This is a genomic window from Pseudomonas sp. NPDC090592, from assembly GCF_044769185.1.
Classification (GTDB): Bacteria; Pseudomonadota; Gammaproteobacteria; order Pseudomonadales; family Pseudomonadaceae; genus Aquipseudomonas.
In genome coordinates this window covers 1-23,670 of record NZ_JBIVXJ010000050.1, presented here as the reverse complement: position 1 = coordinate 23,670, position 23,670 = coordinate 1, and the positions used below count along the sequence as shown (strand labels likewise).

25 protein-coding genes and 1 tRNA gene are annotated in these 23,670 nt (G+C 63.4%); 20 read left to right on the top strand and 6 right to left on the bottom strand.

Annotated elements, in window-relative coordinates; genetic code table 11:
- The first annotated feature begins 208 nt into the window (after positions 1 to 208).
- Genes ACIQUI_RS27770 through ACIQUI_RS27745 form a run of 6 tightly spaced genes read left to right on the top strand, consistent with a single transcriptional unit; the run spans position 209 to position 5,165 of the window.
- Positions 209 to 631 carry a nuclear transport factor 2 family protein gene (locus ACIQUI_RS27770; protein ID WP_403204150.1) on the top strand — a complete coding sequence of 141 codons (423 nt, stop codon included), beginning with the start codon at positions 209 to 211 and terminating at the stop codon, positions 629 to 631.
- Positions 628 to 1,380, top strand: coding sequence for an SDR family NAD(P)-dependent oxidoreductase (locus tag ACIQUI_RS27765; protein WP_403204147.1), 753 nt, complete (start codon positions 628 to 630; stop codon positions 1,378 to 1,380). The genes ACIQUI_RS27770 and ACIQUI_RS27765 overlap by 4 nt, the downstream gene beginning before the upstream one ends.
- A gap of 3 nt (positions 1,381 to 1,383) precedes the next feature.
- Positions 1,384 to 2,631, top strand: a complete 1,248-nt coding sequence (locus ACIQUI_RS27760) for an NAD(P)/FAD-dependent oxidoreductase (protein WP_403204145.1) — start codon at positions 1,384 to 1,386, stop codon at positions 2,629 to 2,631.
- Entirely contained in the window at positions 2,628 to 3,440 is an 813-nt protein-coding gene (locus tag ACIQUI_RS27755; RefSeq protein WP_403204142.1) for a DUF1365 domain-containing protein, read from the top strand. Before ACIQUI_RS27760 ends, ACIQUI_RS27755 begins: the two co-directional genes overlap by 4 nt.
- Positions 3,415 to 4,674, top strand: coding sequence for a class I SAM-dependent methyltransferase (locus tag ACIQUI_RS27750; RefSeq protein WP_403204139.1), 1,260 nt, complete (start codon positions 3,415 to 3,417; stop codon positions 4,672 to 4,674). Before ACIQUI_RS27755 ends, ACIQUI_RS27750 begins: the two co-directional genes overlap by 26 nt.
- Positions 4,675 to 4,676: 2 nt before the next feature.
- Entirely contained in the window at positions 4,677 to 5,165 is a 489-nt protein-coding gene (locus tag ACIQUI_RS27745) for a DUF2878 domain-containing protein (RefSeq protein ID WP_403204137.1), read from the top strand.
- A 7-nt stretch (positions 5,166 to 5,172) separates the two neighbouring features.
- On the opposite strand, the gene ACIQUI_RS27740 is transcribed toward ACIQUI_RS27745, so the two are convergent.
- The gene (locus ACIQUI_RS27740) at positions 5,173 to 6,057 is read right to left on the bottom strand and encodes a LysR family transcriptional regulator (protein ID WP_403204135.1); all 885 of its coding nucleotides are present in this window, start codon (positions 6,055 to 6,057) and stop codon (positions 5,173 to 5,175) included.
- A gap of 146 nt (positions 6,058 to 6,203) precedes the next feature.
- On the opposite strand from ACIQUI_RS27740, the gene ACIQUI_RS27735 reads away from it, so the two are divergent.
- The 3 genes from ACIQUI_RS27735 (at position 6,204) to ACIQUI_RS27725 (ending at position 9,265) form a co-directional block, all read left to right on the top strand.
- Complete coding sequence (locus ACIQUI_RS27735) at positions 6,204 to 7,223, top strand: alpha/beta hydrolase (protein ID WP_403204132.1); 1,020 nt, start codon at positions 6,204 to 6,206, stop codon at positions 7,221 to 7,223.
- Positions 7,224 to 7,277: 54 nt separating this feature from the next.
- A complete protein-coding gene (locus tag ACIQUI_RS27730; RefSeq protein ID WP_403204130.1) occupies positions 7,278 to 8,000 on the top strand; it encodes a pirin family protein in 723 nt (240 codons plus the stop codon).
- 509 nt (positions 8,001 to 8,509) lie between these two features.
- Positions 8,510 to 9,265, top strand: coding sequence for an SDR family NAD(P)-dependent oxidoreductase (locus tag ACIQUI_RS27725; RefSeq protein WP_403204128.1), 756 nt, complete (start codon positions 8,510 to 8,512; stop codon positions 9,263 to 9,265).
- 44 nt (positions 9,266 to 9,309) lie between these two features.
- Here ACIQUI_RS27725 and ACIQUI_RS27720 read toward each other — a convergent pair whose 3' ends face one another.
- The gene (locus ACIQUI_RS27720) at positions 9,310 to 11,418 is read right to left on the bottom strand and encodes a TonB-dependent receptor family protein (RefSeq protein ID WP_403204126.1); all 2,109 of its coding nucleotides are present in this window, start codon (positions 11,416 to 11,418) and stop codon (positions 9,310 to 9,312) included.
- A gap of 206 nt (positions 11,419 to 11,624) precedes the next feature.
- On the opposite strand from ACIQUI_RS27720, the gene ACIQUI_RS27715 reads away from it, so the two are divergent.
- Complete coding sequence (locus tag ACIQUI_RS27715; protein ID WP_403204123.1) at positions 11,625 to 11,867, top strand: DUF1654 domain-containing protein; 243 nt, start codon at positions 11,625 to 11,627, stop codon at positions 11,865 to 11,867.
- Between the two features lie 6 nt (positions 11,868 to 11,873).
- Positions 11,874 to 12,566 (top strand): endonuclease, encoded by a 693-nt coding sequence (locus ACIQUI_RS27710; RefSeq protein WP_403204121.1) that lies wholly within the window; start codon positions 11,874 to 11,876, stop codon positions 12,564 to 12,566.
- A gap of 3 nt (positions 12,567 to 12,569) precedes the next feature.
- Here the strand turns inward: ACIQUI_RS27710 and ACIQUI_RS27705 are convergent, their stop codons facing one another.
- Both ACIQUI_RS27705 and ACIQUI_RS27700 read right to left on the bottom strand, forming a co-directional pair.
- Positions 12,570 to 12,995, bottom strand: coding sequence for a GTP pyrophosphokinase (locus tag ACIQUI_RS27705; RefSeq protein ID WP_403204118.1), 426 nt, complete (start codon positions 12,993 to 12,995; stop codon positions 12,570 to 12,572).
- Positions 12,996 to 13,259: 264 nt separating this feature from the next.
- Complete coding sequence (locus ACIQUI_RS27700; protein ID WP_403204115.1) at positions 13,260 to 13,829, bottom strand: SPOR domain-containing protein; 570 nt, start codon at positions 13,827 to 13,829, stop codon at positions 13,260 to 13,262.
- Between the two features lie 330 nt (positions 13,830 to 14,159).
- Between ACIQUI_RS27700 and ACIQUI_RS27695 the strand changes: the two genes are divergently transcribed.
- From ACIQUI_RS27695 to ACIQUI_RS27675, 5 genes are read left to right on the top strand one after another with little or no spacing between them, the layout of a single operon-like run.
- A complete protein-coding gene (locus ACIQUI_RS27695; RefSeq protein WP_403204113.1) occupies positions 14,160 to 14,675 on the top strand; it encodes a TRAP transporter small permease in 516 nt (171 codons plus the stop codon).
- Positions 14,675 to 15,958 carry a TRAP transporter large permease subunit gene (locus ACIQUI_RS27690; protein ID WP_201206817.1) on the top strand — a complete coding sequence of 428 codons (1,284 nt, stop codon included), beginning with the start codon at positions 14,675 to 14,677 and terminating at the stop codon, positions 15,956 to 15,958. The genes ACIQUI_RS27695 and ACIQUI_RS27690 overlap by 1 nt, the downstream gene beginning before the upstream one ends.
- Before the next feature lie 28 nt (positions 15,959 to 15,986).
- Positions 15,987 to 16,982: a TRAP transporter substrate-binding protein gene (locus ACIQUI_RS27685; protein ID WP_403204110.1), complete on the top strand. Its 996-nt coding sequence runs from the start codon at positions 15,987 to 15,989 to the stop codon at positions 16,980 to 16,982.
- Positions 16,983 to 17,033: 51 nt separating this feature from the next.
- On the top strand, positions 17,034 to 17,837 hold the full coding sequence (locus ACIQUI_RS27680) for a carbon-nitrogen hydrolase family protein (protein ID WP_403204108.1): 804 nt from the start codon (positions 17,034 to 17,036) through the stop codon (positions 17,835 to 17,837).
- Between the two features lie 18 nt (positions 17,838 to 17,855).
- The gene (locus ACIQUI_RS27675) at positions 17,856 to 18,656 is read left to right on the top strand and encodes an HpcH/HpaI aldolase/citrate lyase family protein (protein WP_403204105.1); all 801 of its coding nucleotides are present in this window, start codon (positions 17,856 to 17,858) and stop codon (positions 18,654 to 18,656) included.
- 187 nt (positions 18,657 to 18,843) lie between these two features.
- Here the strand turns inward: ACIQUI_RS27675 and ACIQUI_RS27670 are convergent, their stop codons facing one another.
- Positions 18,844 to 19,743: a LysR family transcriptional regulator gene (locus ACIQUI_RS27670; RefSeq protein WP_201206821.1), complete on the bottom strand. Its 900-nt coding sequence runs from the start codon at positions 19,741 to 19,743 to the stop codon at positions 18,844 to 18,846.
- A gap of 111 nt (positions 19,744 to 19,854) precedes the next feature.
- On the opposite strand from ACIQUI_RS27670, the gene ACIQUI_RS27665 reads away from it, so the two are divergent.
- Genes ACIQUI_RS27665 through ACIQUI_RS27650 form a run of 4 tightly spaced genes read left to right on the top strand, consistent with a single transcriptional unit; the run spans position 19,855 to position 23,530 of the window.
- Complete coding sequence (locus ACIQUI_RS27665; protein ID WP_403204103.1) at positions 19,855 to 20,526, top strand: RraA family protein; 672 nt, start codon at positions 19,855 to 19,857, stop codon at positions 20,524 to 20,526.
- Positions 20,527 to 20,575: 49 nt separating this feature from the next.
- Entirely contained in the window at positions 20,576 to 21,625 is a 1,050-nt protein-coding gene (locus tag ACIQUI_RS27660) for a TRAP transporter substrate-binding protein (RefSeq protein WP_403204101.1), read from the top strand.
- A gap of 25 nt (positions 21,626 to 21,650) precedes the next feature.
- Positions 21,651 to 22,256 (top strand): TRAP transporter small permease subunit, encoded by a 606-nt coding sequence (locus tag ACIQUI_RS27655; protein ID WP_403204099.1) that lies wholly within the window; start codon positions 21,651 to 21,653, stop codon positions 22,254 to 22,256.
- A complete protein-coding gene (locus ACIQUI_RS27650) occupies positions 22,250 to 23,530 on the top strand; it encodes a TRAP transporter large permease (RefSeq protein WP_403204097.1) in 1,281 nt (426 codons plus the stop codon). Before ACIQUI_RS27655 ends, ACIQUI_RS27650 begins: the two co-directional genes overlap by 7 nt.
- Before the next feature lie 49 nt (positions 23,531 to 23,579).
- Here ACIQUI_RS27650 and ACIQUI_RS27645 read toward each other — a convergent pair.
- A tRNA-Val gene (locus ACIQUI_RS27645) sits at positions 23,580 to 23,656 on the bottom strand.
- Positions 23,657 to 23,670 lie beyond the last annotated feature (14 nt).

The following is a 23,670-nucleotide window of genomic DNA, read 5'->3' as shown; positions in this document are numbered from 1 at the left end:
ACCATGGCCTGACAGGTTCGGCACGTTGCAACAAATGTGGGAGCGGGCTTGCCCCGCGAAGCGCCGCGCGGGCGGCGCTCGATCTCCCAGGCGCCAAAAATCTCCCGCCGAACAACCAAAGCTATACAGAAAATTTCTTCTGTATAGATTTCCACGGCAACCTGCACTATACCTTGTACAACAAACCAATTTTGTACAGGTATTGCGCATGTCCAGCTACCTGCAATCCTTCACCGAACGCTTTGCCACGCTCGACACGCACAACCTCGACCTGCTGAACGACCTGTACAGCGAGGACGTCGACTTCCGCGACCCTCTGCACCAGATCACCGGCCTGCCCGCACTGCGCGATTATTTCACCCAGTTGTACGCGAACGTTGCCGAGTGCCACTACCGCTTCGAAGGCACCGACGAGCTGGAGCCCGGCCACGGCTACATTCGCTGGACCTTGCACTTTCGCCACCCGCAGCTGGCCCGTGGGCAACTGATCAGCCTGCAAGGCTGCAGCCACCTGCGCTGGCATGAGCGGGTGCACTTTCACCAGGATTACTTCGACGCCGGTGCGCTGCTGTACGAGCATGTGCCGGTTATAGGCGGCGTGATTCGCTGGCTCAAAGGCAGGCTGGCATGAGCCGTTGCTGGCTGACCGGCGCCAGCAGTGGCATCGGTGCGGCGCTGGCGTTGCACTTGCTGGAGCAAGGCCATCAGGTGGCGCTTGGGGCACGCCGGGTCGATAAGCTGACAGCGCTGGCAGCGCGGTTCCCAGGCCAGGTGCTGCTGACCGTGGGTGATGTCGACCAGCCTGAGCACGTGGCGCAAATGGCCGAGCAGATCGAACACGCCTGGGGCGCGCTGGACCAGGTGATTCTCAATGCGGGCACCTGCGAGTACCTGGAGCCGGGGCACTTCGACCCGATGCTGGTCGAACGGGTGATGCGTACCAACCTGACCGGCACCAGCCTTTGCCTGGCTGCTGCCCTGCCTTTGCTGCGCCGCGGCCGGCAACCACACCTGGTGGTCATGGGCAGTTCGGTCAGCTGGTTGGCACTGCCGCGCGCGGGGGCGTACGGCGCGTCCAAGGCGGCATTGCGTTACCTGGTCGAATCCCTGCGCATCGACCTCGTCGGCGAAGGCATTGATGTCACCCTGGTCAGCCCAGGCTTTGTCGACACCCCCCTGACCCGCCGCAACGACTTCCCCATGCCCCAGATGTGGAGCGCCGAGCGCGCCGCCGCCCGTATCATCTCGCGCCTGCCGCGTCGCCCTCTGGAAATCACCTTTCCCGCCCCATTTACGCTAGTGCTGCGCCTGCTGGGCGCATTGCCGGCGCGCTGGCGCCTCAAGTTGGGCCGCCACCTGGCGCGCCAACCACAGGGCTGACCTATGCGCATAGCCATCATCGGTACGGGTATCGCCGGCCTCACCTGCGCCCACCTGCTTGCGCGTCGCCATGAGGTCAGCGTGTTCGAGGCCGCAGACCGGGTCGGCGGGCATACCCATACCGTCGACGTGCCATGGCAGGGCCAGCACTACGCAGTCGATACCGGTTTCATCGTGTTCAACGACTGGACCTACCCCCATTTCATCCGCCTGCTCAAGCACCTGGGCGTGGCCTCGCGGCCGACCGAAATGAGCTTTTCAGTGCATGAGCCGCGCACAGGCTTCGAGTACAACGGTCACGACCTGGACACCCTGTTTGCCCAGCGGCGCAACCTGCTGTCTGCTGGGTTCTGGGGAATGTTGCGCGACGTGCTGCGCTTCAACCGCCAGGCTCCAGCCGACCTGGGCCAGCACCGCATCGACGGCGCGACTACCCTCGGCAGCTACCTGCACGCCCAGGGTTATGGGCGGCGTTTCATCGACCATTACATCGTGCCCATGGGGTCAGCCATCTGGTCGATGTCGCCGGCCGACATGTTGAACTTCCCCTTGCAGTTCTTCGTGCGTTTTTGCCAGAACCACGGCCTGCTGTCGGTCAATAATCGCCCGCAATGGCGCGTGATCGAGGGTGGCTCGCGCGCTTACCTTGAGCCCCTTTGCCAGCCTTTTGCCCAGCGCATACGCTTGGGCAGCCCGGTGCAGCAGGTGTGGCGGGACGAGGGTGGCGTGGCAGTTACCTGGCCAGGCGGCAGCGAACGCTTCGACAAGGTGGTGTTCGCCTGCCACAGCGACCAGGCCCTGGCCCTGCTGGCAGCGCCCAGTGAACAGGAGCGCGCCATACTCGGCGCCATTCGCTATGCCCGCAACGACGTGGTGCTGCACACCGACACGCGCTTGCTGCCACAGCGGCGCAAGGCCTGGGCCGCCTGGAACTACCGCCTGGGCGACAACACGCAGGCGCCCGCCGCACTCACCTACAACATGAACATTCTCCAGGGCATCCAGGCGCCGACCACGTTTTGCGTCAGCCTCAACCAGACCGCCTTGGTGGACCCGCACCAGATAATCGCCCGTTTCGACTACGCACACCCTCAATACAGCCTGGCCGCCATGGCGGCACAGGCCCGTCACGGCGAACTGCAAGGCCCGTTGCACAGCTACTACTGCGGTGCTTACTGGGCCAACGGCTTTCACGAAGACGGCGTGCTCAGCGCGCTGAACGTGGCACGGCATTTTGGAGAGCAGCTGTGAACAGCAGCCTGTGCCACGGCTGGGTCAGCCACCGGCGGGTCAGCCCAAGGCCGCATGCATTTCGCTACCGGGTTGGCATGCTCTACCTGGACCTGAACGAACAACAGCAGGTGCTGAACCTGTGCCGCTGGCTTGGGCCATCGCGGCTGGCGCCTTTGTGCTGGCGTGAAACCGACTACCTGCCGGCGCTGACGCGCCAAGGCAAATCACTGGCCGACGCTGCCCGGCTACTGGTCGGCCAGGCCATCGGCCAGCGCCCCGAAGGTGCCGTGCACCTGCTTACCCAACCACGCTGTTGGGGGTTGTCCTTCAACCCGGTGAGTACGTACTTCTGCCATGACCGGCAGGGCCAACTCGCCGCCGTGCTGCTGGAAGTGCGCAACACCCCCTGGCGTGAACGCTTCCATTATGTGCTGCCCGTGGACGGTGACCTGACCCGGCCATTTAGCGTGGCCAAGGCGTTCCATGTGTCGCCGTTCATGCCGCTGGACATGCACTATCACCTGCGTTTCGCCCTCGATGCCCAGCGGGTGCGCATCCACATGGAGAACTGGCGCGCCGGGCACAAGGTGTTCGAGGCCGACCTGGCGCTGCAACGCCAACCACTGAACCGCGCCGCCGTGCAGCAGCACATCCTCAGGTTCCCCTGGATGAGCCTGCGCACCCTTACTGGCATCTACTGGCAGGCCTTGCGCCTGCTGCTCAAGCGCACGCCCGTGCACGACCACATCGCCAGCCAGCACGACCTGGCACTCGGCCAACCCACCGTTGAGGAGCCCGACCATGCCCGAACCGACCCTGAGCGTTAGCAAATCGGCAAGCATTGCCCCTCTGCTCGGCGGCCTGGCCAAGCGCGCCGTACTCGCCCAGTTGCGCCAGCTGCGCCATGGCTACCTTCGCCTGGTCAGCCAAGGCCAGCACTGGACCTTCGGCGACGTTGCCAGCCGGCTTTACGCCGAAGTGGAAGTGGTTGACGAGGCAGCTTGGGGACTGGTGGCAGGCAATGGCTCGATTGGTGCCGGCGAAGGCTATATCCACGGTTACTGGCGCAGCCCGGACCTTGCTGCGGTCACCCGCCTGTTCGTGGCCAACCTGGATGTGCTGGATGCCATGGAGGGTGGCCTGGCACGCCTGGCACGGCCGGCCCTGCGCTTGTTGCACCGTTTGAACCGCAATAGCCGGCGTGGTGCGCGGCGCAACATCCTTGCGCATTACGACCTTGGCAACGCGCTGTTCGAGCGCCTGCTAGACCCCACCATGATGTACTCCGCCGCGCAGTTCGACAGCCCTTTGCAAACACTTGAACAGGCCCAGAACCACAAGCTGCGGCGCATCTGCGAAAAGCTCGAACTCATGCCCCACGACCACTTGCTGGAGATCGGCAGCGGCTGGGGTAGCCTGGCCATCCACGCCGCCCAGCAGCATGGCTGCCGGGTTACCACCACCACCCTTTCGGCCGCGCAGCACGCCCACACCCTGCAACGGGTCAAGGCATTGGGCCTGGAACAGCGCATCACGGTGCTGCTTGAAGACTATCGCGACCTGCGCGGGCGCTTCGACAAGCTGGTATCGATCGAGATGATCGAAGCCGTTGGCCACCGCTACCTGCCCACGTACTTCCGCCAGTGCGCCGCGCTGCTCAAGGACGATGGCCTGATGCTGGTGCAAGCCATTACCATCCGCGACCAGCGCTACGCCCAGGCAAGGCGCTCGGTGGATTTCATCCAGCGCTACATCTTCCCCGGTGGCGCCTTGCCCTCTCTCAGCGTGCTGCTGGATACCGCCAGCCGCCAGACCGGGTTGAACCTGGTGCACCTGGAGGATTTTGGCCAGGACTACGCACGCACCCTGAGCCACTGGCGCGACAACCTGCACCTGGCGCGTGCGGAGCTGATGGCACTGGGTTATGACGATACCTTCCAGCGCTTGTGGGAGTTCTACCTGTGTTATTGCCAGGGTGGCTTCGAAGAACGAACCATCGGCGTGGCGCAACTGCTCTGGGCCGCACCGCAGGCGCGCAAGGCACCGCTGCCGGGCCGCTGAGCATGGGCCGCGGGTGGCTGATTGGCAACGCACTGTGGCTGCAAGCTGGCTGGTGGGTCTGTGTGCTGGGCGCACGCCAGCCCTGGCTGCTGCTGGCCGCGATGACTGGCGTGCTGGTGCACCTGCGCTTGTGCCCGCACCCGCGCAGGGAGACGCGCGTCCTGCTTGGCGTGGCGATTGCCGGATGCCTGCTCGACAGCCTGCTGGGCATGCTGGGGGTGTTCCACTTCGAACACTGGCCCTTACCGCTTTGGTTGGCACTGCTGTGGCTGGTACTGGCCAGCGGGCTGCGCCACAGCCTGGCATGGGCCGGGCAACCGCTGTGGCGCGCCGTGCTGCTGGGCATGCTGGGCGGCCCGTTGGCTTACCTGGCCGGGGCCCGTGTGGCTGGCATCGAGTTGCCGATGGGAGCGCTGCACACCGCACTGGTTCTGGCGCCGGTCTGGGCGCTTGCCCTGCCGCTGGCATTGCGCTTCGCGGCAAGGGCCTAACGCATGTCTACAGCTGCACCAGGCGCTCGCGCAGGAACTCGACAAACCCTTGCACCGGCCGCGACACCTGCCGATGTTGCGGGTACACCGCCGACAACTGCAGCGCTGGCGGCGTCCAGTCTTGCAGTACAGTGACCAGCCGCCCATCCGCCAAGGCCTGGCCAACGATAAAGGTCGGCAGATAGGTCACGCCCATCCCGGCAATCGCTGCGTCCCGCAGCAACTCGCCGTTGTTGGCGCGCATACGCCCGGCTACCTGAATAGCCTGCGCCTTGCCGCCCTGGCGGAACTGCCACTGCACCTGCCGCGAATGCCCATAAGGCAGGCAGTCATGCCCGGCCAGTTCATCCGGCTGTACTGGTGTTCCCCGCGCCTGCAGGTAAGCCGCGCTTGCGCAATACACCCGCTCGACACTGGCAATACGCCGCGCAATCAGGCTGGAGTCTTCCAGCGCGCCAATCCGCAGCGCAAGGTCATAGCCCTCGCCAATCAGGTCCACCGCGCGGTCGCTCAGGTCCACTTCCACATCCACCTGCGGGTGCAATTGCAGGAACTCGGTCAGCAGGCAGCCCAGGTGAGACATGGCGAACGACAGCGGTGCACTCAGGCGCAAGGTGCCACGCAAGGCCTGGGCCTGGCCGCTGATGTCATGCTCCACCTGCTGCACTTCGCCTAGCAGGCGCAGGGCCGACTGGTAGTAATGCTGGCCCAGTGGCGTGGCATCCAGGCGCCGGGTGGAGCGGTTGAGCAGGCGTACACCCAGGCGCTCTTCAAGCTGCATCAGACGCCGGCTGACCGATTGCTTGGACATGCCCAGCCGGTCGGCGGCAGCAGTAAAACTGCCGGCCTCCATCACCTGGGCGAAAATCCGCATGTCTTCGTAGGGGTTCATTGTCTCGCTCATGGTGACAGTCAAACGCTTTATAGCGGCTTTTTCCCACAAGTGCATCTCCCTAATCTACGCACAGGTCGCAGCGATGGCCCAGCAGGCCAGGCAAGACGCCCATTACCAACACTTGCATAGAAAAGGATTCGCTCATGAACATTGTCCACAAAGCCCTCACCGCCTCCCTTCTGGCTCTGTCCGTTTCCAGCGCCTTTGCCGCGGGCAGCCCAGGTGTCGAACAACAGACCCAGGCGTTCCTCGAAGCCCTGGAAAAAGGCGGCGGCAAGCCACTGGAACAACTCAGCCCGAAAGACGCCCGCGCAGTGCTTACCGGTGCCCAGGCTTCGGTCAAGGTCGACCTCTCCGGTATCGAGGTGAAGGCACGTACCATCCAGGCCAACGGCGAGTCGATCAAGCTGCAAGTGGTGCGCCCGGCCAACGTCAAGGGTGACCTGCCAGTGTTCATGTTCTTCCACGGCGGCGGCTGGGTACTCGGCGACTTCCCGACCCACCAGCGGCTGATCCGCGACCTGGTGGTCGGCTCTGGTGCGGTGGCGGTCTATGTGGACTACACCCCATCACCAGAAGCGCACTACCCGACAGCGATCAACCAGGCGTATGCCGCCACCCGCTGGGTAGCCGAGCATGGCAAGGAAATCGGCGTGGACGGCAAGCGCCTGGCCGTGGCCGGCAACAGCGTCGGCGGCAACATGGCGGCGGTGGTTGCGCTCAAGGCCAAAGAGGCCGGCACCCCTGCCCTGCGCTTCCAGTTGCTGCTGTGGCCGGTGACCGATGCCAGCTTCGAAACGGCCTCGTACAAGCAGTTTGCCGAAGGGCACTTCCTGACCACCGGGATGATGAAGTGGTTCTGGGACAACTACACCACCGATGCCAGTGCCCGGGCACAAATCTACGCCTCGCCGCTGCGGGCCAACAGTGAACAGTTGAAAGGGTTGCCACCAGCGCTGGTGCAAACGGCTGAGTTCGATGTGCTGCGCGATGAAGGTGAAGCGTATGCCCGCAAATTGAATGCGGCCGGCGTGACCGTGACCTCGGTGCGGTACAACGGGATGATTCATGACTATGGCCTGCTCAACCCACTGAGCCAGGTGCCGGCGGTGAAGGCGGCAATGCGACAGGCGGGCAGCGAACTCAAAGTGCACCTTCAATAACCTCATCCATCCATACGGCAGGGCCTGGCGCCCTGTCGCCCCAGGAGTACGATCATGCTCACCGTACGCAACGCCCAAGACCGCGGCCTGGCCTTCCATGGCTGGTTGAAGTCCTTCCATACATTCTCGTTCGGCCATTACCGCAACCCGGACGAGCAAGGCTTCTCCGACCTGCTGGTGATCAACGACGACCGCGTCATCGCGGGCAAGGGCTTTGGCCAACACCCGCACCGCGACATGGAAATTTTCAGCTATGTGCTTGAAGGCGCGCTGGAACACAAGGACACGCTGGGCACCGGTTCAGTCATTCGCCCGGGCGATGTGCAACTGATGAGCGCAGGCCATGGCGTGGCCCACAGCGAGTTCAACCACAGCCATGCGCAGCCGGTGCACTTCCTGCAGATCTGGATCGTGCCCAACGTGCAAGGGGCGACCCCGCGTTACCAGCAACAGCATTTCAGTGCCGAGGAAAAGCGCGGCAAGCTGCGCCTGATCATCTCGCCGGATGGCGCCGAAGGGTCGTTGCAGGTGCGGCAGAATGCGCGGGTGTATGCCGGTCTGTTCGACGGTGACGAGCGCGCCACGCTGACCCTGCCGGAAAACCGCCATGCCTATGTGCATGTGGCCCGGGGCCGCGTCGAGCTCAATGGGCAACGGTTGAATGAAGGCGATGGGGTGCGGGTGAGGCACGAGCAGGCACTGGAACTGGCTAACGGGGTGGATGCCGAGGTACTGGTGTTTGACCTGCGGCCCCATGAGTTGCCAGGCATGCCATGAGCAGGATCGGCCATTGCGCGGGGCCCATGTGGGAGATTCTATGGGTTCTGGCAATGGCATCAGGGTTGCCAGGTGCTCGCCACGGCATCTTCAGCGCCTGTGAGATCGAGCGCCGCCCGCGCGGCGCATCGCGAGCAAGCTCGCTCCTACATTTGTTTCGGGCCAATCATTCCTGCGGGATTTGCGCGCGAACGCTTTGGCGCATGACTCGATATCGCGTCGTACGAACAAAGCGGTCGCGCGCGCATGGCCCAGGCGTTACTGGCCCGAAACAAATGTAGGAGCGAGCTTGCTCGCGATGCGCCGCGCGGGCGGCGCTCGGTCTCACAGGCGCTGCATACCTTATGGCCAACACCTGTCAGCCCTGATGCGATCTCTAAACATCAACGAGCCAATGCCAAGCCTGTAATTCGCCACTCTTGGCCTTTACGAACCATGCCTGTTGACACCCTACCTACTCACTCACTAGATTGAATGCAGCATTGCATACAACAAAACAGGAGTCGTGGATGAACAGGTTCCAGAACAAAGTGGCAATCGTGACAGGTGGTGCCGGGGGCATTGGCGCTGCCATTGCCTCCCGGTTGGCAAGCGAAGGTGCGACCGTTGTGGTCAGTGATGTCAACCTTGAAGCGGCGCAAGCTGTAGCCCAGTCCATCGAGGCAACGGGTGGCAAGGCGCTGGCCATCGCCGCCGACATTGCCTCAGGCGAGGCATGCCGTGGCTTGGTTGAGCGAGTTGCAAGCGATTACGGGCGCATCGACGTGCTGGTCAACAACGCCGGCATCAACCGCCGTGGCAACCTGTTGGCCCTGAGCGAAGAGGACTGGCACACCAGCTTCGCCGTCAACCTGGATGCCATGTTCCACCTGTGCCGTGCAGTGCTGCCGGGCATGATCGAAGCGGGCGGCGGCGCCATCGTCAACACCGCCTCGCAGTGGGGGCTGTACCCGGCCCCCGGGCACATTGCCTACAACGTGACCAAGGCGGCAGTGGCCTCGTTCACGCAGAACCTGGCGCGCGACTACGCGCCGCAGAAGATCCGGGTAAACGCCGTATGCCCGGGCGAGATCCACACCCCGATGCTGGAGGCTGGCGTGCTACGTTCCGGCCGCACTATTGCCGACCTGGACCGCATGGTGCCGTTCGGACGCATCGGCAAGCCAGAAGAAGTGGCAGCGCTGGTGGCCTTCCTGGCGTCGGACGAAGCAGCGTTCATGTGCGGGTCGCTGGTGGAAATAACCGGGGCGCAGGCAGTGGCCTGACGTGTGTTGGGGCTGCTTTGCAGCCCCAACGCAGGGCAACCCCGTTACCGGAACTGGTACTCCAGGCCCGCCCCCGCATACCACGAGCGCCCAGGCGCCGCCTCGTAATAACGCCCGTTGCTGTCCCCGACAATCACAGACCCGACGTACTGCCGGTCAAACAGGTTGTCCAGCCGCACCAGCTGATGGAACGTCCAGGCCCCGACATGCTGCTCAAAGCGCGTACGCCAGTTGAACACGGCATACGCGGGCGCCGGCTTGGCGTTGTTGCTGTCGTCTACATACACCTTGCTGCGGTACTGCCCTTCAACCCCCATGCTGATGGATGACACAGGCTTCCACACCAGCTCGCCGTACAGGTTGTCGAGCGGCACGCCTGGCAGCCGGTTACCACGCTCGATGGCCTGGCTGACGTCATCGGCATAGCGGGCATCGGTGCGGGTATACACCCAAGTGGTCTGCCACTGCTCGCTCAGGTCACTCTGCAGGCTTGCCTCAAAGCCACGCCGTACCGTGCGCCCCGCATTGCGATAGCTGGTTCGGCCATCCGTGGCACTGGCAACGACAATTTCGTCATCGGTATGAATTTCATACACCGCCGCGTTCAGGCGCGTGCGTTCGCCAAGGCGGTATTTCACACCCATTTCATACTGCATGCTGGTGGCCGGCTTGAGGCCGAAGTTGAACCGTTCAACCTCGCCCGGCGCATAGGCCATTTCCGCTTGCGTCGGGGTTTCGAAGCCTTTGCCAACACTCACGTAGCCACGCAGGTCGGGTGTGAACGCGTACATCACAGAAAGCGACGGGGTCGCCTGCTGGTAGGTTTTCGAGCCACTGGAGTCGCCGTTGGCCAGGTAATGGTCGTCGACACGCATTTGCATGGTGCTGTAGCGCAGCCCAAGTTCGCTGGTCCAGTTGCCGATTTCCCAATGCGCCTGCAAGTACGGGTCCAGGCTGGTGGCGGTGTCTTGCTCGTCACGGCGCAGTTCGCCTTTTACGCCCAGTTGGTCGCCGCTGAAGTTCTGGTAGCCGCGGCGGTCGTCCTTGCTCTGGTCATAGTCGGCGCCGACAGTGAAGGTGAGGTTGCCGGGCACGTCGGCAACCGGCTGGATCCAGCGCAGGGTGCCGCCGTGGAATTCACGGTCGAAGGCCACCACCCCACCACCCCGCTGGCTGTTGGAGGCCACCGTTCTGGGAATGGACAAGTACTGCACCACGCTGCGCCGCCCGGCATACAGGTTGAACTGCAGCGTGGCGTCACCGAAGTAGCGCTCGTAGTTCATGCCCAGCTGCTGGTGGTCGATGCTTTTGCGGGTGTTGTAGGTTTCGGCCACGGTCGCCGTGGAACGCGGGTCATGTTTGTAGGCCTCCCAGGTCTGCCCCAGCGGGTCCTGCGTATTGTTCTGCTCCAGGCTGCTGTAGATCAGCGCCAGGCGCGAGTCTTCATCAGGCTTGAAATGGACCTTGGCAAAGGTCTGGTCACGGCGCGCGGCACTGTGATCGCGGTAGCCATCGGTATCCAGGCGCGAGGCATCTATTACGAAGCCGGCGGTGTCGCTGCCACCCTCGGCCGACAGGTGGTTCTTGTTGAAACCGTCGCTGCCGAAGGTGGTTTCAGCGCCCACACGGACCGGCCCCTGCCCGTCCCGGCTGAACATCTGGATCACGCCACCGGCGTTGCTGCCATACAGCGTCGCGGCCGGACCGCGCAGCACCTCGAGCCGGTCGGCCACATCCAGGTTGAGCGTGGCTGCCTGCCCTTGCCCGTCCGGCGTACTAGCGGGAATACCGTCGCTCAGCAGCTTGATGCCGCGCACCCCGAATGCCGAGCGGGCGCCGTAGCCCCGCGAGGATATCTGCAGGTCCTGGGCATAGTTCTGGCGGTTCTGCACCACCAGCCCAGGTACTTTGGTCAGCACTTCTGACAAGTTGACGCCAAGCTGCCCATGCGTACCTTGGGACAGGTCGATGGTATCCACCGAAAAAGGCAGGTCGAACGTGCTGGTGGGCGCGTAGGCGCCGGTCACTACCAGCGGCTCCATGAGCACTGCACCGGATACATCGGTGGCGGCGTGGCCGAGGGTGCTCATGCCCCCTGTCAACAACAGGAACAGCCCGCCACGGGCAGGCAAACGAGAAGGGAATGGGTACATGCAAAACTTCCTGAACCCGGGCAAGACGCATTGCGCGTGTGCCCAGGGCAACGCCACCGTGCACAGGCATGGCAGACGCAAACTATGAAATCGAAACTGCAGAACAGTGTGGAAGCGCTATTACAACAGATTTCACCTGACAAGCTGTTGCGAATTTACTTACGGTGAAATACTGTATGTGCATACAGCACAAAAAGGAAACGCCTGTGTCCAGCACCGCCGCCGCCACCCCAAGCAGCTATGAACAACTGGGTGTACGCATCCAGAAGATCATCAACAGCCCCACCGCCCAGCGCAGCCGGGCAGCGCTGATCTTCCGCCTGGAACAGGAAAGCCCGGACGACTGGGAAACCTTGCTGGAGGAGATCGCAGAAAACGACAACGTCACCCTCGCCCACCGCGACGATGGCGGCGTGCAGGTTTTCTGGACCGTGCCGAAGGAAGACTGAGCAGGCATGAGAGTTTCGCTTATCGCAGCAGCCTGCCTGCTACTGGCCAACCCGCTTGCTCACGCCGACGCCCCGCGCACATTCCAGGAGGCCAAGAAGGTCGCCTGGACGTTATATGCGCCGCAATCGACCGAATTCTATTGTGGCTGCAAATACAAGGGCAACAAGGTCAACCTGGCATCTTGCGGCTATAAACCCCGCAAGAACGCACAGCGAGCAGCGCGCATAGAGTGGGAACACATCATGCCTGCCTGGCAAATCGGCCATCAGCGCCAATGCTGGCAAAGCGGTGGACGCAAGCAGTGCTCGCAGCATGACGAGGTGTACAAGCGTGCCGAGGCCGACCTGCACAACCTGGTGCCGAGCATCGGTGAAGTGAACGGCGACCGCAGCAACTTCAGCTTCGGTTGGCTGCCCGAGCAGCGCGGGCAGTATGGCAGCTGCCTGACCCAGGTCGACTTCAAGGCGAAGAAGGTCATGCCACGCCCGTCGATCCGCGGCATGATCGCACGTACCTACTTTTACATGAGCAAGCAGTACAACCTTCGCCTTTCCCGCCAGGACCGACAGTTGTTCGAAGCCTGGAACAAGACGTACCCGCCGCAGGCATGGGAGCGGCAACGCAACCAGCAGGTGGCGTGCGTGATGGGGCGCGGTAATGAGTTTGTCGGGCCGGTCAACCTCAAGGCCTGCGGCTAAGCCTCAAACCAATGTTTGCAAATAGGCGCTGGCTTCCCGGTAACGGGCCAGCCGCGCCAGGTCGGCGGGCCCAGGGCAGGCAATGCGTGAAAGGTCGCTGTTGTCGGCCAGGTCGGCCAGCTTGACCGTGCGCGCCAGTGGGTCACCGCCCAGGCGCACCACGAAGTCCTGGTACGCTTCGCCCTCGCGGCGGCTTAGCGCCAGCAAGGCGGCCAGGATTTTCAGCGCGAAACCCTCGCGCGCCAGGTCGGACAGGGTCAGCGGGGTGTCTTCGATCACATCGTGAAGCACCGCGACAATCCGTTGCTCAGGTGTGGCAACCCGCATCATCACGCGTAGCGGGTGGAGGATATAAGCCGCCCCACCCTTGTCGTATTGCCCTTCATGCGCCCTGGCGGCCACGGCAATGGCCCGCTCCAGTGTAGACATGAGGTTCCCCCCGTTCAGCATCTCCCAACCCAAGCATAGCCAAAGTTGGGTGAGCAGTGTCTATCTCGCGGTCAGGCTCTCGGTTTTACTCAGCGGCCAAGGCTGGGCGCGATCCCCTGTAGGAGCGGCCTTGCGTCGCGATGGGCTGCGCAGCAGCCCCAGGATTTCAGCATCACGGCTGATTTATTTGGGGCTGCTGCGCAGCCCATCGCGACACAAGGCCGCTCCTACAGGAGGCCGCGTCCGCTTGCGAAACCTGGGATGTTAGCGGGCTACGCCATGCTGGATGACTACCGAATCGGTCCCCAGCTTGGCCATCACTTCATCCCGGCGCGCCTGCGCCTCTTCACGGGTGGGGAACGGTCCCATCAGCACCACCGGCTTGCCTTCGCGGTACTCCACCGACGACGGGATGCCCTTTTCGATCAACCGTGCAGTCATGTCGCTGAGCGCGCCCATGTTGGCGCCCTGGACCACTTCCACATCCCAGCCCTCTGGTGCCGGCTCACCGGCCAGCGCATCGGCACGGCGCTGCAGGTCGGCACCACCGCACAGCTCGCGGATGCGCAGGTTGTTGCCAGTGTCGTCGACGATGATGTCGTACTGGCCATTGCGTTTGATCGCCACGTAGCTACGGTAGGCTTCGTACTGCCCGGCATCATCCTTGCCGCGGACCTGGCCGCAGATAGTGCCCTGGGTGTCGATCCGCACGTTGCCGAACTTGGCCGTCTTGGGGTTGTGCAGGTGTTCGGCCACCTGCTTGTGCACGCCTTCGACCTCGTTCTCACAGCCCGCCAGGGCGAGCACTGCCATTACCACAGCCAGTTTGCGCACGCGTGTACCTCCAGTTTCGAAGGGCCGGATTCTAGCATGCCCACCCTGCGCACGGACCGCGACCATACGTTACACCTTGCAACCGAGTCATCGGACAACAGCCGCTCGCACCGGCGCTGATCGCCATTTCTTATCCCGCTGATAAAAAACTTGAGGCAGCGCAAAGCGGCCGTTTCGTTGAAGAATTCGGGAAGTCATACGACGACGTATGTCAAATAATAATAAAGGTGATCCCATGTCCCGCTCATACATACAGGTGGATGCCAGCATCCGCATCATCGCACCAGGCGCTTCAGGCGCTTGCTGGGCAGCCCTGCCCCAGGAGGCGCCATGAAGGCCCTGGTCGACGGTTACTTCGTCATCCTCAAGACGCTGGTGGTGGCTTGCCTGGTCGGCATCACCTGCCTGATCTTCACCAACGTGGTGCTGCGCTACGGCTTCAACTCAGGGCTGTTCTTCAGTGAGGAAATTTCCCGCCTGGCGTTCGTCTGGCTGGTGTTTGCCGGCGCGCAGTTGATGCTGCACGAAAACGGCCACATCGGCGTCGACATCGTCACTCGCCGCGTCTCGCCCGGCGTGGCCCGCTGCCTGCTGGTACTGACCCAGCTGCTGATGCTCTACGTGACCTGGCTTTTCCTTGACGGCAGCTGGAAGCAGACCCTGATCAACCTGCACGTCGGTGCACCCTCCACCGGCATTTCCATGGCGCTGTTCTACGGCGCAGGCCTGGTCTTTTCCATTCTCAGTGCGCTGCTGATCTGCACCCAGCTGGCGCGCAACCTCATGGGCACCCTCCCCGCGCCCGCCCCGGGCGAACCTTCGGTCAATGATGGAGCAGTCGAATAATGGCCCTGTCTGTCTTCGTCGGCGTGCTGATGGCCGCCATCCTGATCGGCGCCCCCATCGCCTATGCCTTGATCCTTTGCGGTGTGGCGCTGATGTGGCTGCTGGGCCTGTTCGATGGCCAGATCATCGCGCAGAACATCATCAACTCGGCCGGCAGCTTCCCGCTGCTGGCCATCCCGCTGTTCATCATTGCCGGTGAAGTGATGAACAGCGGCGGCCTGTCCAAACGCATCATCAAGCTGGCCATCACCCTGGTCGGTCACCTGCGTGGCGGCCTGGGCTACGTCACCATCTTTGCCGGCGTGCTGCTGTCGAGCCTGTCCGGCTCGGCCTTGGCCGATGCTGCCTCACTGACTGCCCTGCTGCTGCCGATGATGGTCATCGCCGGTTACAACCGCGACCGCTCCGGCGGCCTGATTGCGTCGGTGTCGGTGCTTGGCTCGATCATTCCACCGAGCATCGGCTTCGTCGTCCTTGGCGTGGCGTCGGGGCTGTCGATTACCAAGCTGTTCCTCGCCGGCATCGCCCCGGGCCTGATGATCGCCGCCGCCCTGGTGGTGGCCTGGTGGTTGATGTCGCGGCGCAACAATGAGGTGGAACTGAGCCCCAAGGCCAGCGGCAAAGAGCGCCTCAAGGCCCTGGTCGACAGTTTCTGGGCGCTGATGCTGCCGGTGATCATCGTGGTCGGCCTGCGCTTTGGTGTGGTCACCCCGACCGAGGCCGGTGCGGTGGCCAGCGTCTATGCCTTGCTGGTGTCGTCGTTTATCTACCGCGAGCTCAGCCTCAAGTCGCTCAACGAATTGCTGCTGCGCGCCGGAAAGACCACTGCGGCCGTGATGTTCCTGGTGGCTGCCGCCTCGATCCCGGCGTGGATGATCACCATCGCCGATATCCCCGGGCAGATCATCGACCTGATCCAGCCGGTGATGGACAACCCGCGGCTGCTGATCGTGGTGCTGATGCTGCTGATCCTGGTGATCTCCATGGTCATGGACCTTACCCCCACCGTGCTGCTGCTCGCGCCCATCCTGGTGCCGGTGGTGACCGCGGCGAACATCGACCCGATCTACTTCGGCGTGCTGTTCATGATCAATTGCTCGATCGGCCTGATCACCCCGCCGGTGGGCACGGTGCTCAATGTGGTCTGCGGCATCGGCCGCATGCGCTACGAGGCGCTGCTCAAGGGCACGTTCCCGTTCCTGATCGCAGAAATCATCGTGCTGTTCCTGCTGGTCATCTTCCCCGAGCTGGTCACCGTCCCCGCCCAGTGGTTCGGGCATTGATCCCCCAATAACAATAAAGGTACCCACCATGAAGAAACTCGCCGTCATCGCCGCCCTGTTGCTGTCCAGCAGCTTGAGCATGGCCGCCGATTACAACAGCCGCGTCATCAAGTTTGCCGCCACCAGCCCCAAGGGCACGCCACCCGCCATCGGCATGGAACTGTTCGCCAAGAAAGTGCAGGAACGCAGCGATGGCAAGATCAAGGTGCGCACCTTCCCCAACGGGGTGCTGGGGGGGGATGTGCAGGTGCTGTCATCACTGCAGGGGGGCGTGGTGGAAATGATGACCTGGAATGCCGGGCTGATGCTCAACCATGTCACCGACTTCGGCATCCTCGACTTCCCGTTCCTGTACACCGACACCGCCAAGGTCGATGCCATGCTCGATGGCGAAGTGGGCAAGATGCTGACCGACCAGCTGCCACCAAAAAACCTGGTGGGCCTGGCGTTCTGGGAGCTGGGCGAGCGCAACCTGACCAACAATGCACGGCCGGTGCAAAAGCTCGAAGACATCGCCGGGCTGAAGATTCGCGCCCAGCAATCGCCGCTTTTTCTCGACGTGTGGGCGGCACTGGGTGCCAACCCGACGCCGCTGCCGTTCACCGAAGTGCACACGGCACTGGAGACCGGCACCGTGGACGGCCAGGAAAACCCGGCGGCGCTGATCCTCGCCTCGCGCTTCAATGAGGTGCAGAAGTACCTGAGCCTGACCCGGCACAACTACAACCCGCAGATCGTGCTGATCAGCAAGAGCTTCTGGGACAGCCTCAACCAGGATGAGCAGCAACTGCTGAGCGAGGTCGCCCAGGAAGTGCGCCTGGAGCAACGGCGCATCTCCCGCGAGGCAGACAGCAAGGCCATCGCCGACCTTCAAGGCGCGGGCATGCAGGTCAATGAACTGCCCCCCGAAGAGGTGGCGCGCATCCAGGCCAGAATCCGCCCCGTGGTCGACAAGTATGCGGCACAGATCAACCCCGAACTGGTCAGCAAGGTCTACCAGGCCATGGGCTACCAGCCACAGTGACGCCTTCGCGCCGCGCACTGCGGCGCCTTTCAACTGCCAACAAGGAATAGCATGAAAATTTCCGTAGCCCAGATTCACCCGGTGGCCGGCAACCCGGCCCTGACCATTGACAAGGTGGCCAGCCTGGCCCGCCAGACCGCTGCCGAAGGCTCGCGGCTGATCGCCTTTGCCGAATGCCTGATCACCGGTGGCGCCTTCGACAGCCGCGAAGACCTGGAGCGCGGCGCCATCACCCTCGACGCCCTGGCGCCGCTGCTGGACGTGTCGGCACAAACCGGCATCCTGATCGTGGTCGGTTTCTACGAGCGCCATGCCAGTTCGGTGTACAACACCGCTGCGCTGATCGGCGCGCAGGGCATCATCGGCCTGCACCGCAAGCGCCACCTGCCGTTCATGATCGGCGACCGCTTCACCGACCGCCCCAGCGAATGGACGCCGCCGGTGTTCGACACCGATATCGGCCGCATCGGCCTGGCCATCTGCTACGAAATCCGCTTCCCCGAAGTGGTGCGCACGCTGGCCCTGGAAGGTGCCGACATCGTCGTGCTGCCTGCCGCCTGGCCGGAGCAGGCACGCATGCTGCCAGACATTTTCAGTACCGTGCGTGCTGCCGAGAACATGGTGTATTTCGTTGCCCCCAACCGCAACGACATGGACGAAGGCATGCAGTTCATCGGCACCAGCCACATCATCGAACCCTCCGGCAAGACCCTGGTACGCGCAGGCCTGGAGGACGGTGTGTACAGCGTCGACATCGACCTGGCCAAGGCCCGCAACAAGTCGCTGATCCGCGACCCGGGCGTGTTCGAAGTGCACCCGTTCCGCGACCGGCTGCCCGAAACCTACCGCATCTGACCCAAGGCGCCATCAAGCATGAACCAGAGCACCACACACACCTTGCTGAAGGCGCGCATGGCGCGCGGCACCACCTTCGGCATGAACATCTACAGCACGGCCTGCATGGCCATCGAGGTGGCCGGCAACTGGGGGCTGGACTTCGTCTTCATCGACGCCGAGCACACCGCACTGGGCGTGGACCGCGACATGGAAAAGCTGCTGCTGGCGGCCAGCAGCGCCGCCATCCCCAGCCTGGTACGGGTGCGCGGCACGCTGGAGTGGGATATCCGCAAGGCCCTGGAAATGGGCGCTGCCGGGGTGATCGTGCCGCAAGTCCACAACGCTGCGCAGATGCGCCAGATCATCCACTACAGCAAGTTCCCGCCTTTGGGCCGCCGCGGGGGTGACAGTTCGGTACGCTCGGCCGGGTTGGCCGGGCCGGGTTTCGACTGGGCGCGTTATACCCAGGCAGAAAACGCCCGCAGCGTGATCGTGCCCATGGCCGAAAGCTACGAGTTCTTTGACAACATCGATGAAATTCTGGATGTCGAAGGGATCGATGCGGTTCACTTCGGCCCGGCCGACTATTCGTTGTCACGCGGCTTGCCGGTAGATTACCGGCTGGGCAACCCCGAGGTGCTGCAGCGCCTGCAGCTGCTGATTGAAAAGTGCCACGCGCGCGGGATCAAAGTGATGGTGCCGTGCTTCCCGGCCGACCGGGTCACCGCCGGGCGGTTGCTGGACATGGGCAGCGACATGCTGCTGATGGGCAGTGACCTGTCCTGGCTCAACCAGGCTGGGCAGCACATTGCTGCAGTCAAACAGGCACTCACCTGACCTGCTGACAGGGCCGCGGTCTCTGTGGGAGCCGCGCTTGCCGGCGATGGGCTGCGAAGCAGCCCCAAAATCTCAAGTCAATTACCATCCTTTAGAATGGTGTCGCCTGTATTGGGGCTGCTTCGCAGCCCATCGCCGGCAAGCGCGGCTCCCACACCGAACGCGGCGCCCACACAACCGCATGCAACTAATCCACCAGAAAGTTCTGCTTGACCAGTGTCGCCCGTATGATCGAAACCAGTTCACCCAGTTGCATGTCCGGGCGCTCGGTCAAATAGGAAAGGCAGAACTTCGCCGGCGGGATCGGTGGGTCGCACGGCAGTGTCTGCAACATGTCCACCGCCAGCATGTCGCGAATCAACGGCACCGGCAAGATGCCAATGGCATGCCCCGCCGAGACCATCTTGGCAATGAACGCCAGCGAATTGCTGGAATGAAACGCATGGCTCGCTGAACCGCTTTCCTTCAACCAGCGGTCCACCACCGAATACAGCGTCGACGGCGCACTGTGGGTCACGATCGAGTACTGCCGAGCCTGCTGCGGCAGGAACGGCCCCTCGGCAATTGCCAGGTGCCGCGCCGCCACCCACTGAAAGGTCATCCAGCCAAGGAACACATCGGTCACATCCTCGCGTGTGGCCGGGTTGGTCAGCAGGGCGATGTCCAGTTCGTGATCGTTCAGTTTACGGTTGAGCGCCGCCCCCACGTCGATGGTGATTTCCAGGGTGATCTCCGGGAAGTGCGCCTTTATCTCGCTGATCACCGCCGTCAGGCCGACCATGGCCGAGCACTCGTCAGCGCCCAGTCGTAGCCGCCGGTGCTGCTTCTGCTGGGCGGCGAACTGCTCCAGCTGCGTGCTGTTGTTCAGCACCAGTTCGGCATGGCGCAACGCCGTGTGGCCATCGGCGGTCAGGCTCATGCGCTGCTTGCTGCGGTCGAACAGCTTGACGCTGAGCAACGACTCCATTTCCTTGATGCGGGCCGACACCGCCGGTTGCGTCAGGTGAAGATGCCGTGAGGCTGCGTGCACACCGCCCAGGCGGGCGGTCCAGTAGAATGCCTCGATCTGCATCAGCGTGATACGCATGATAAAAACTGCTCCGGTACTGCTTACGGATTTTTATTATCGACCGCTCAGGGCGCTTGTTAGGATGACCGAAACCCTTCGAAAAAGCATCCGGCATAACAACAACTCCCTATGTATATCATCGAAGCTCTGCCTACCCCGGTTGACGCCGGCGAACTTGAAATACTGATAAACGCCGAACCGGCAACCATCGGCCATTTCATTACCCACGGCATTCCCCACCCCGACATCAAGGCGCACTTGCAGGATGTTCGGGCAGTGGGCACTGCCGTGACCGTGCGCATGCCCGGCAATGACGGCGGCATCCTGCACTACGCCATGGGCTGCGCCCGCCCCGGCGACTTCCTGGTGGTGGACCGCTGCGGCGAACGCATCACCGCCGCGCTGGGCGGGGCCATGGCCTACGCCGCCAGGCAGGCCGGGGTGGCGGGGATCATTGTCGACGGTTATGTCACCGACCTTGGCGAGTTGCGCGAACACGGCGTGCCGGTATGGTCACGCGGTGCCAGTGCCATCACCACGCGGGTGATCGGCCAGGAAGGCGAGTTCTGCACGGCCATCCAGTGCGGCGGCGTCATCGTGCGCCCGGGTGATGCCGTGGTTGCAGACGAAAACGGCATCGTGTTTTTGCGCCCCGGCAAGGTAATGGAACTGGCGCAACGGGCAATCGACTTCCAGCGCAACGAAAAGCACACCCTGGCGCGGCTGGCCAGGGGCGAGAAGTTCCCTGATATCGTCGGCTCGCGCTCGACCATCGACGCGGCGACCCGCCCCCGCCAATAGCAGCCGCCCACACCCGAAGTAGCTCCCGAACAACAACAAGAGGACTACCGTGAAGCTCAGCTCCCTGCTTGTTCCGCTGGCGCTTGGCGCGCTGCTGGGCAGCCCCGCCGCACAGCCGCAGGACTACCCGCAAACCCGTTTCAACGTGATCGGTGGCGGTAGCCACAACTACACGTTCCGCGCCGTCGAACAACCATTCTGGTCGCGCACCTTGCCCGCCGCGTCCCACGGGCAGGTCAGCGCCCAGCTGCTGGGGCTGTCGGAAAGCGGCCTCAAGGGCCCCGAGATCATCCGCCTGATGCGCTTTGGCGCGGTGGATATAGGCATGGGCGTGTTCGCCTTCGTCGCCGGTGACGATGCCAGCTTCGAAGGCATCGACCTGCCGGGCATGGCCGCCGACATCGACACCGCCCGGCGCATTGCCGACGCCTACAAGCCGGTATTGGCACAGCGCATGGCCCAGCGCCACGGCATCAAGCTGCTGGCCACCGTGCCGTACACCGCGCAGGTGTTCTTCTGCCGCGCCCCGGTGCAATCGCTGGCCGACCTCAAGGGCCGGAAAATCCGCACCCGCGGGCGCAACATGGCCGAGCTGGTCAAGGCCATTGGCGCCGCCCCGGTCACCCTGCCCTTTGCCGAAGTGGTCACCGCCATGCAGACCGGCGTCATCGACTGCGCCATCACCGGCATTGGCTCGGGCAACGCCGCCAAATGGTACGACGTGGCCGGCTACCTGTACGACCTGCCGGTGGACTGGTCGATCGGCTTCTACGGCATCGGCCTGAAGCGCTGGCAGCACTTGCCGCCAGAGGTGCAGCAATTGCTGCAGGAGCAGTCGCAAGTGCTGGAGGACGCCCTGTGGCAGGAGACGGCCCGGGAAAACCGTTACGCCAAGGCCTGCAATGTCGGCAGCGCCGATTGCCAGATCCACCAACCGGCGCACATGCGCGCGTCGGCACCCGACCCGCAGGAACAGCAGCGCGTGCGCCAGGCAGCGCTGCAGATCGCCAACGACTGGGGCAGGCGTTGTGGCCCCGATTGTGTCGAGCAATGGAATGCCAGCGCAGGCCGTGCCATTGGCATGCGCCTGGCCCCATGAACCCTTACCCTCGGAGCATACTGTGATGAATACGGCCCGTTCCGGCCTGGCGGTTATCACCGCCATCGCCAAGGCCAGCACCTGGGTGGGTGGTTTTGCCCTGCTCGGCTGTGCCCTGCTGATTGGCGTCGACCTGATCCTGCGCAAGACCCTGGGCATTTCCATGGGCGGCGCCGACGAAATCGCCGGCTACGTGCTGGCAATCACCAGCGCCTGGGCGTTCCCGGTCACCTTGCTCAAGCGCTCGCACATCCGCGTCGACATCCTGTACGCCCGCCTTGGCCTCAAGCCGCGGGTCGCCCTCGACCTGTTCGCCCTGGCTTGCATGGCGGTGCTGGTCGGCGCCCTGGCCTTCCATGCGTGGAGTGTGCTGTGGGACTCCATCGAATACCGCTCGGTGTCCAATACCCCGCTGCAGGTGCCGCAATGGATACCGCAAGCCATCTGGTTTGCCGGCTACGTGTTCTTTGCCCTGACCCTGCTGAGCCTGGCGCTGGTCAGCCTGGGCCACTTGTTGCGCGGGCGCTGGGGGGCGGTCAGTGCGCTGATCGGCATCAACACGGTCGAGCAGGACATCGAAGAAGAGCTGCGCCCCGCCGTCGCCACCCCCGAGGAGCACACGCCATGCTGAGCATTACCCTGTTCCTGCTGCTGGCCCTGTTGGCACTGAGCGTTGCCGCGGCTGTCAGTGTCGGCCTGCTGGGGATGTCGCTGTCGCAGTTGTTCTCGACCCTACCGTTAAGCAATGCCATGGGCGAAATCGCCTGGAACACCAGCGCCGAGTTCCTGCTACTGGCTATCCCCTTGTACATCCTGATGGGCGAGTTGCTGGTGTGTTCGGGCGTGGCCGGGCGCATGTACCAGGCGGTCGAGAAATGGCTGTCCTGGCTGCCGGGCGGGTTGATGAACGCCAATATAGGCGCCAGCGCACTGTTCGCCACCACCAGTGGCTCCAGCGTGGCCACCGCCGCGACCATTTCCACCCTGGCCATCCCCGAGCAGCAACGCAAGGGCTACAACGCGCCGCTGTTCCTCGGCTCGATCGCAGCGGGCGGCACACTGGGCATCCTGATTCCGCCGTCGATCAACATGATCCTGTTCGCCCTGATCGCCAACGTGTCGGTGCCCAAGCTGTACCTGGCCGCCACCCTTCCCAGCATCATCCTCAGCCTGCTGTTCATCGCGCTGATCGTGCTGGCCTGCCTGGTGCGGCCACAGCTGGGCGGGCGCCAAGAGCACACCCGCTGGGCCGAACGCCTGGCCTGCATCCCCGACCTGCTGCCGCCACTGGCCATCTTCGCCCTGGTGATCGGTTCGATCTACAGCGGTTTCGCCACCGCCAGCGAGTCGGCAGCACTGGGCGTGCTCAGCGCCCTGGGCCTGGGCCTGTGGCGCCGGGCAATCACCTGGCAGAGCCTGGGCCAGGCCTTCGAAGCCACGCTGCGCACCACCGGCATGATCATCTTCATCACCTTGTCGGCGTTCTTCCTCAACTTCGTGCTGGCGTCCATCGGGCTGACCACCACCCTGGTCAACTTCGTCACCGACCTGAACCTGTCACCCACTGCAACGCTGCTGGCGATCATCCTGTTCTATATCGTGCTCGGTTGTTTCATGGACACCCTGGCGATGCTGATTACCACGGCGCCGCTGATCGTGCCGATCGTCGTTGCCCTGGGCTTTGACCCAATCTGGTTCGGGGTGGTGCTGATCGTACTGTGCGAAATGGGCCAGATCACCCCACCGTTCGGCATGAACCTGTTCGTGGTGCAGAGTATCCGTGGCCGTGGCAATTTCATGGATGTGGTGTACGGCGCACTGCCGTTCTGCCTGGCGCTGCTGGTGCTGATTGCGCTGCTGATTGCCTTCCCGCAGCTGGCACTGTGGTTGCCGAAGGTGTTCTAGCGTGAAAATGCAAAAAGGGCGATCATTGCTGATCGCCCTTTCTGGGATTTGGTAGGCACAATTGGACTCGAACCAACGACCCCCACCATGTCAAGGTGGTGCTCTAACCAACTGAGCTATGTGCCTGTCGTGTGGTGCGC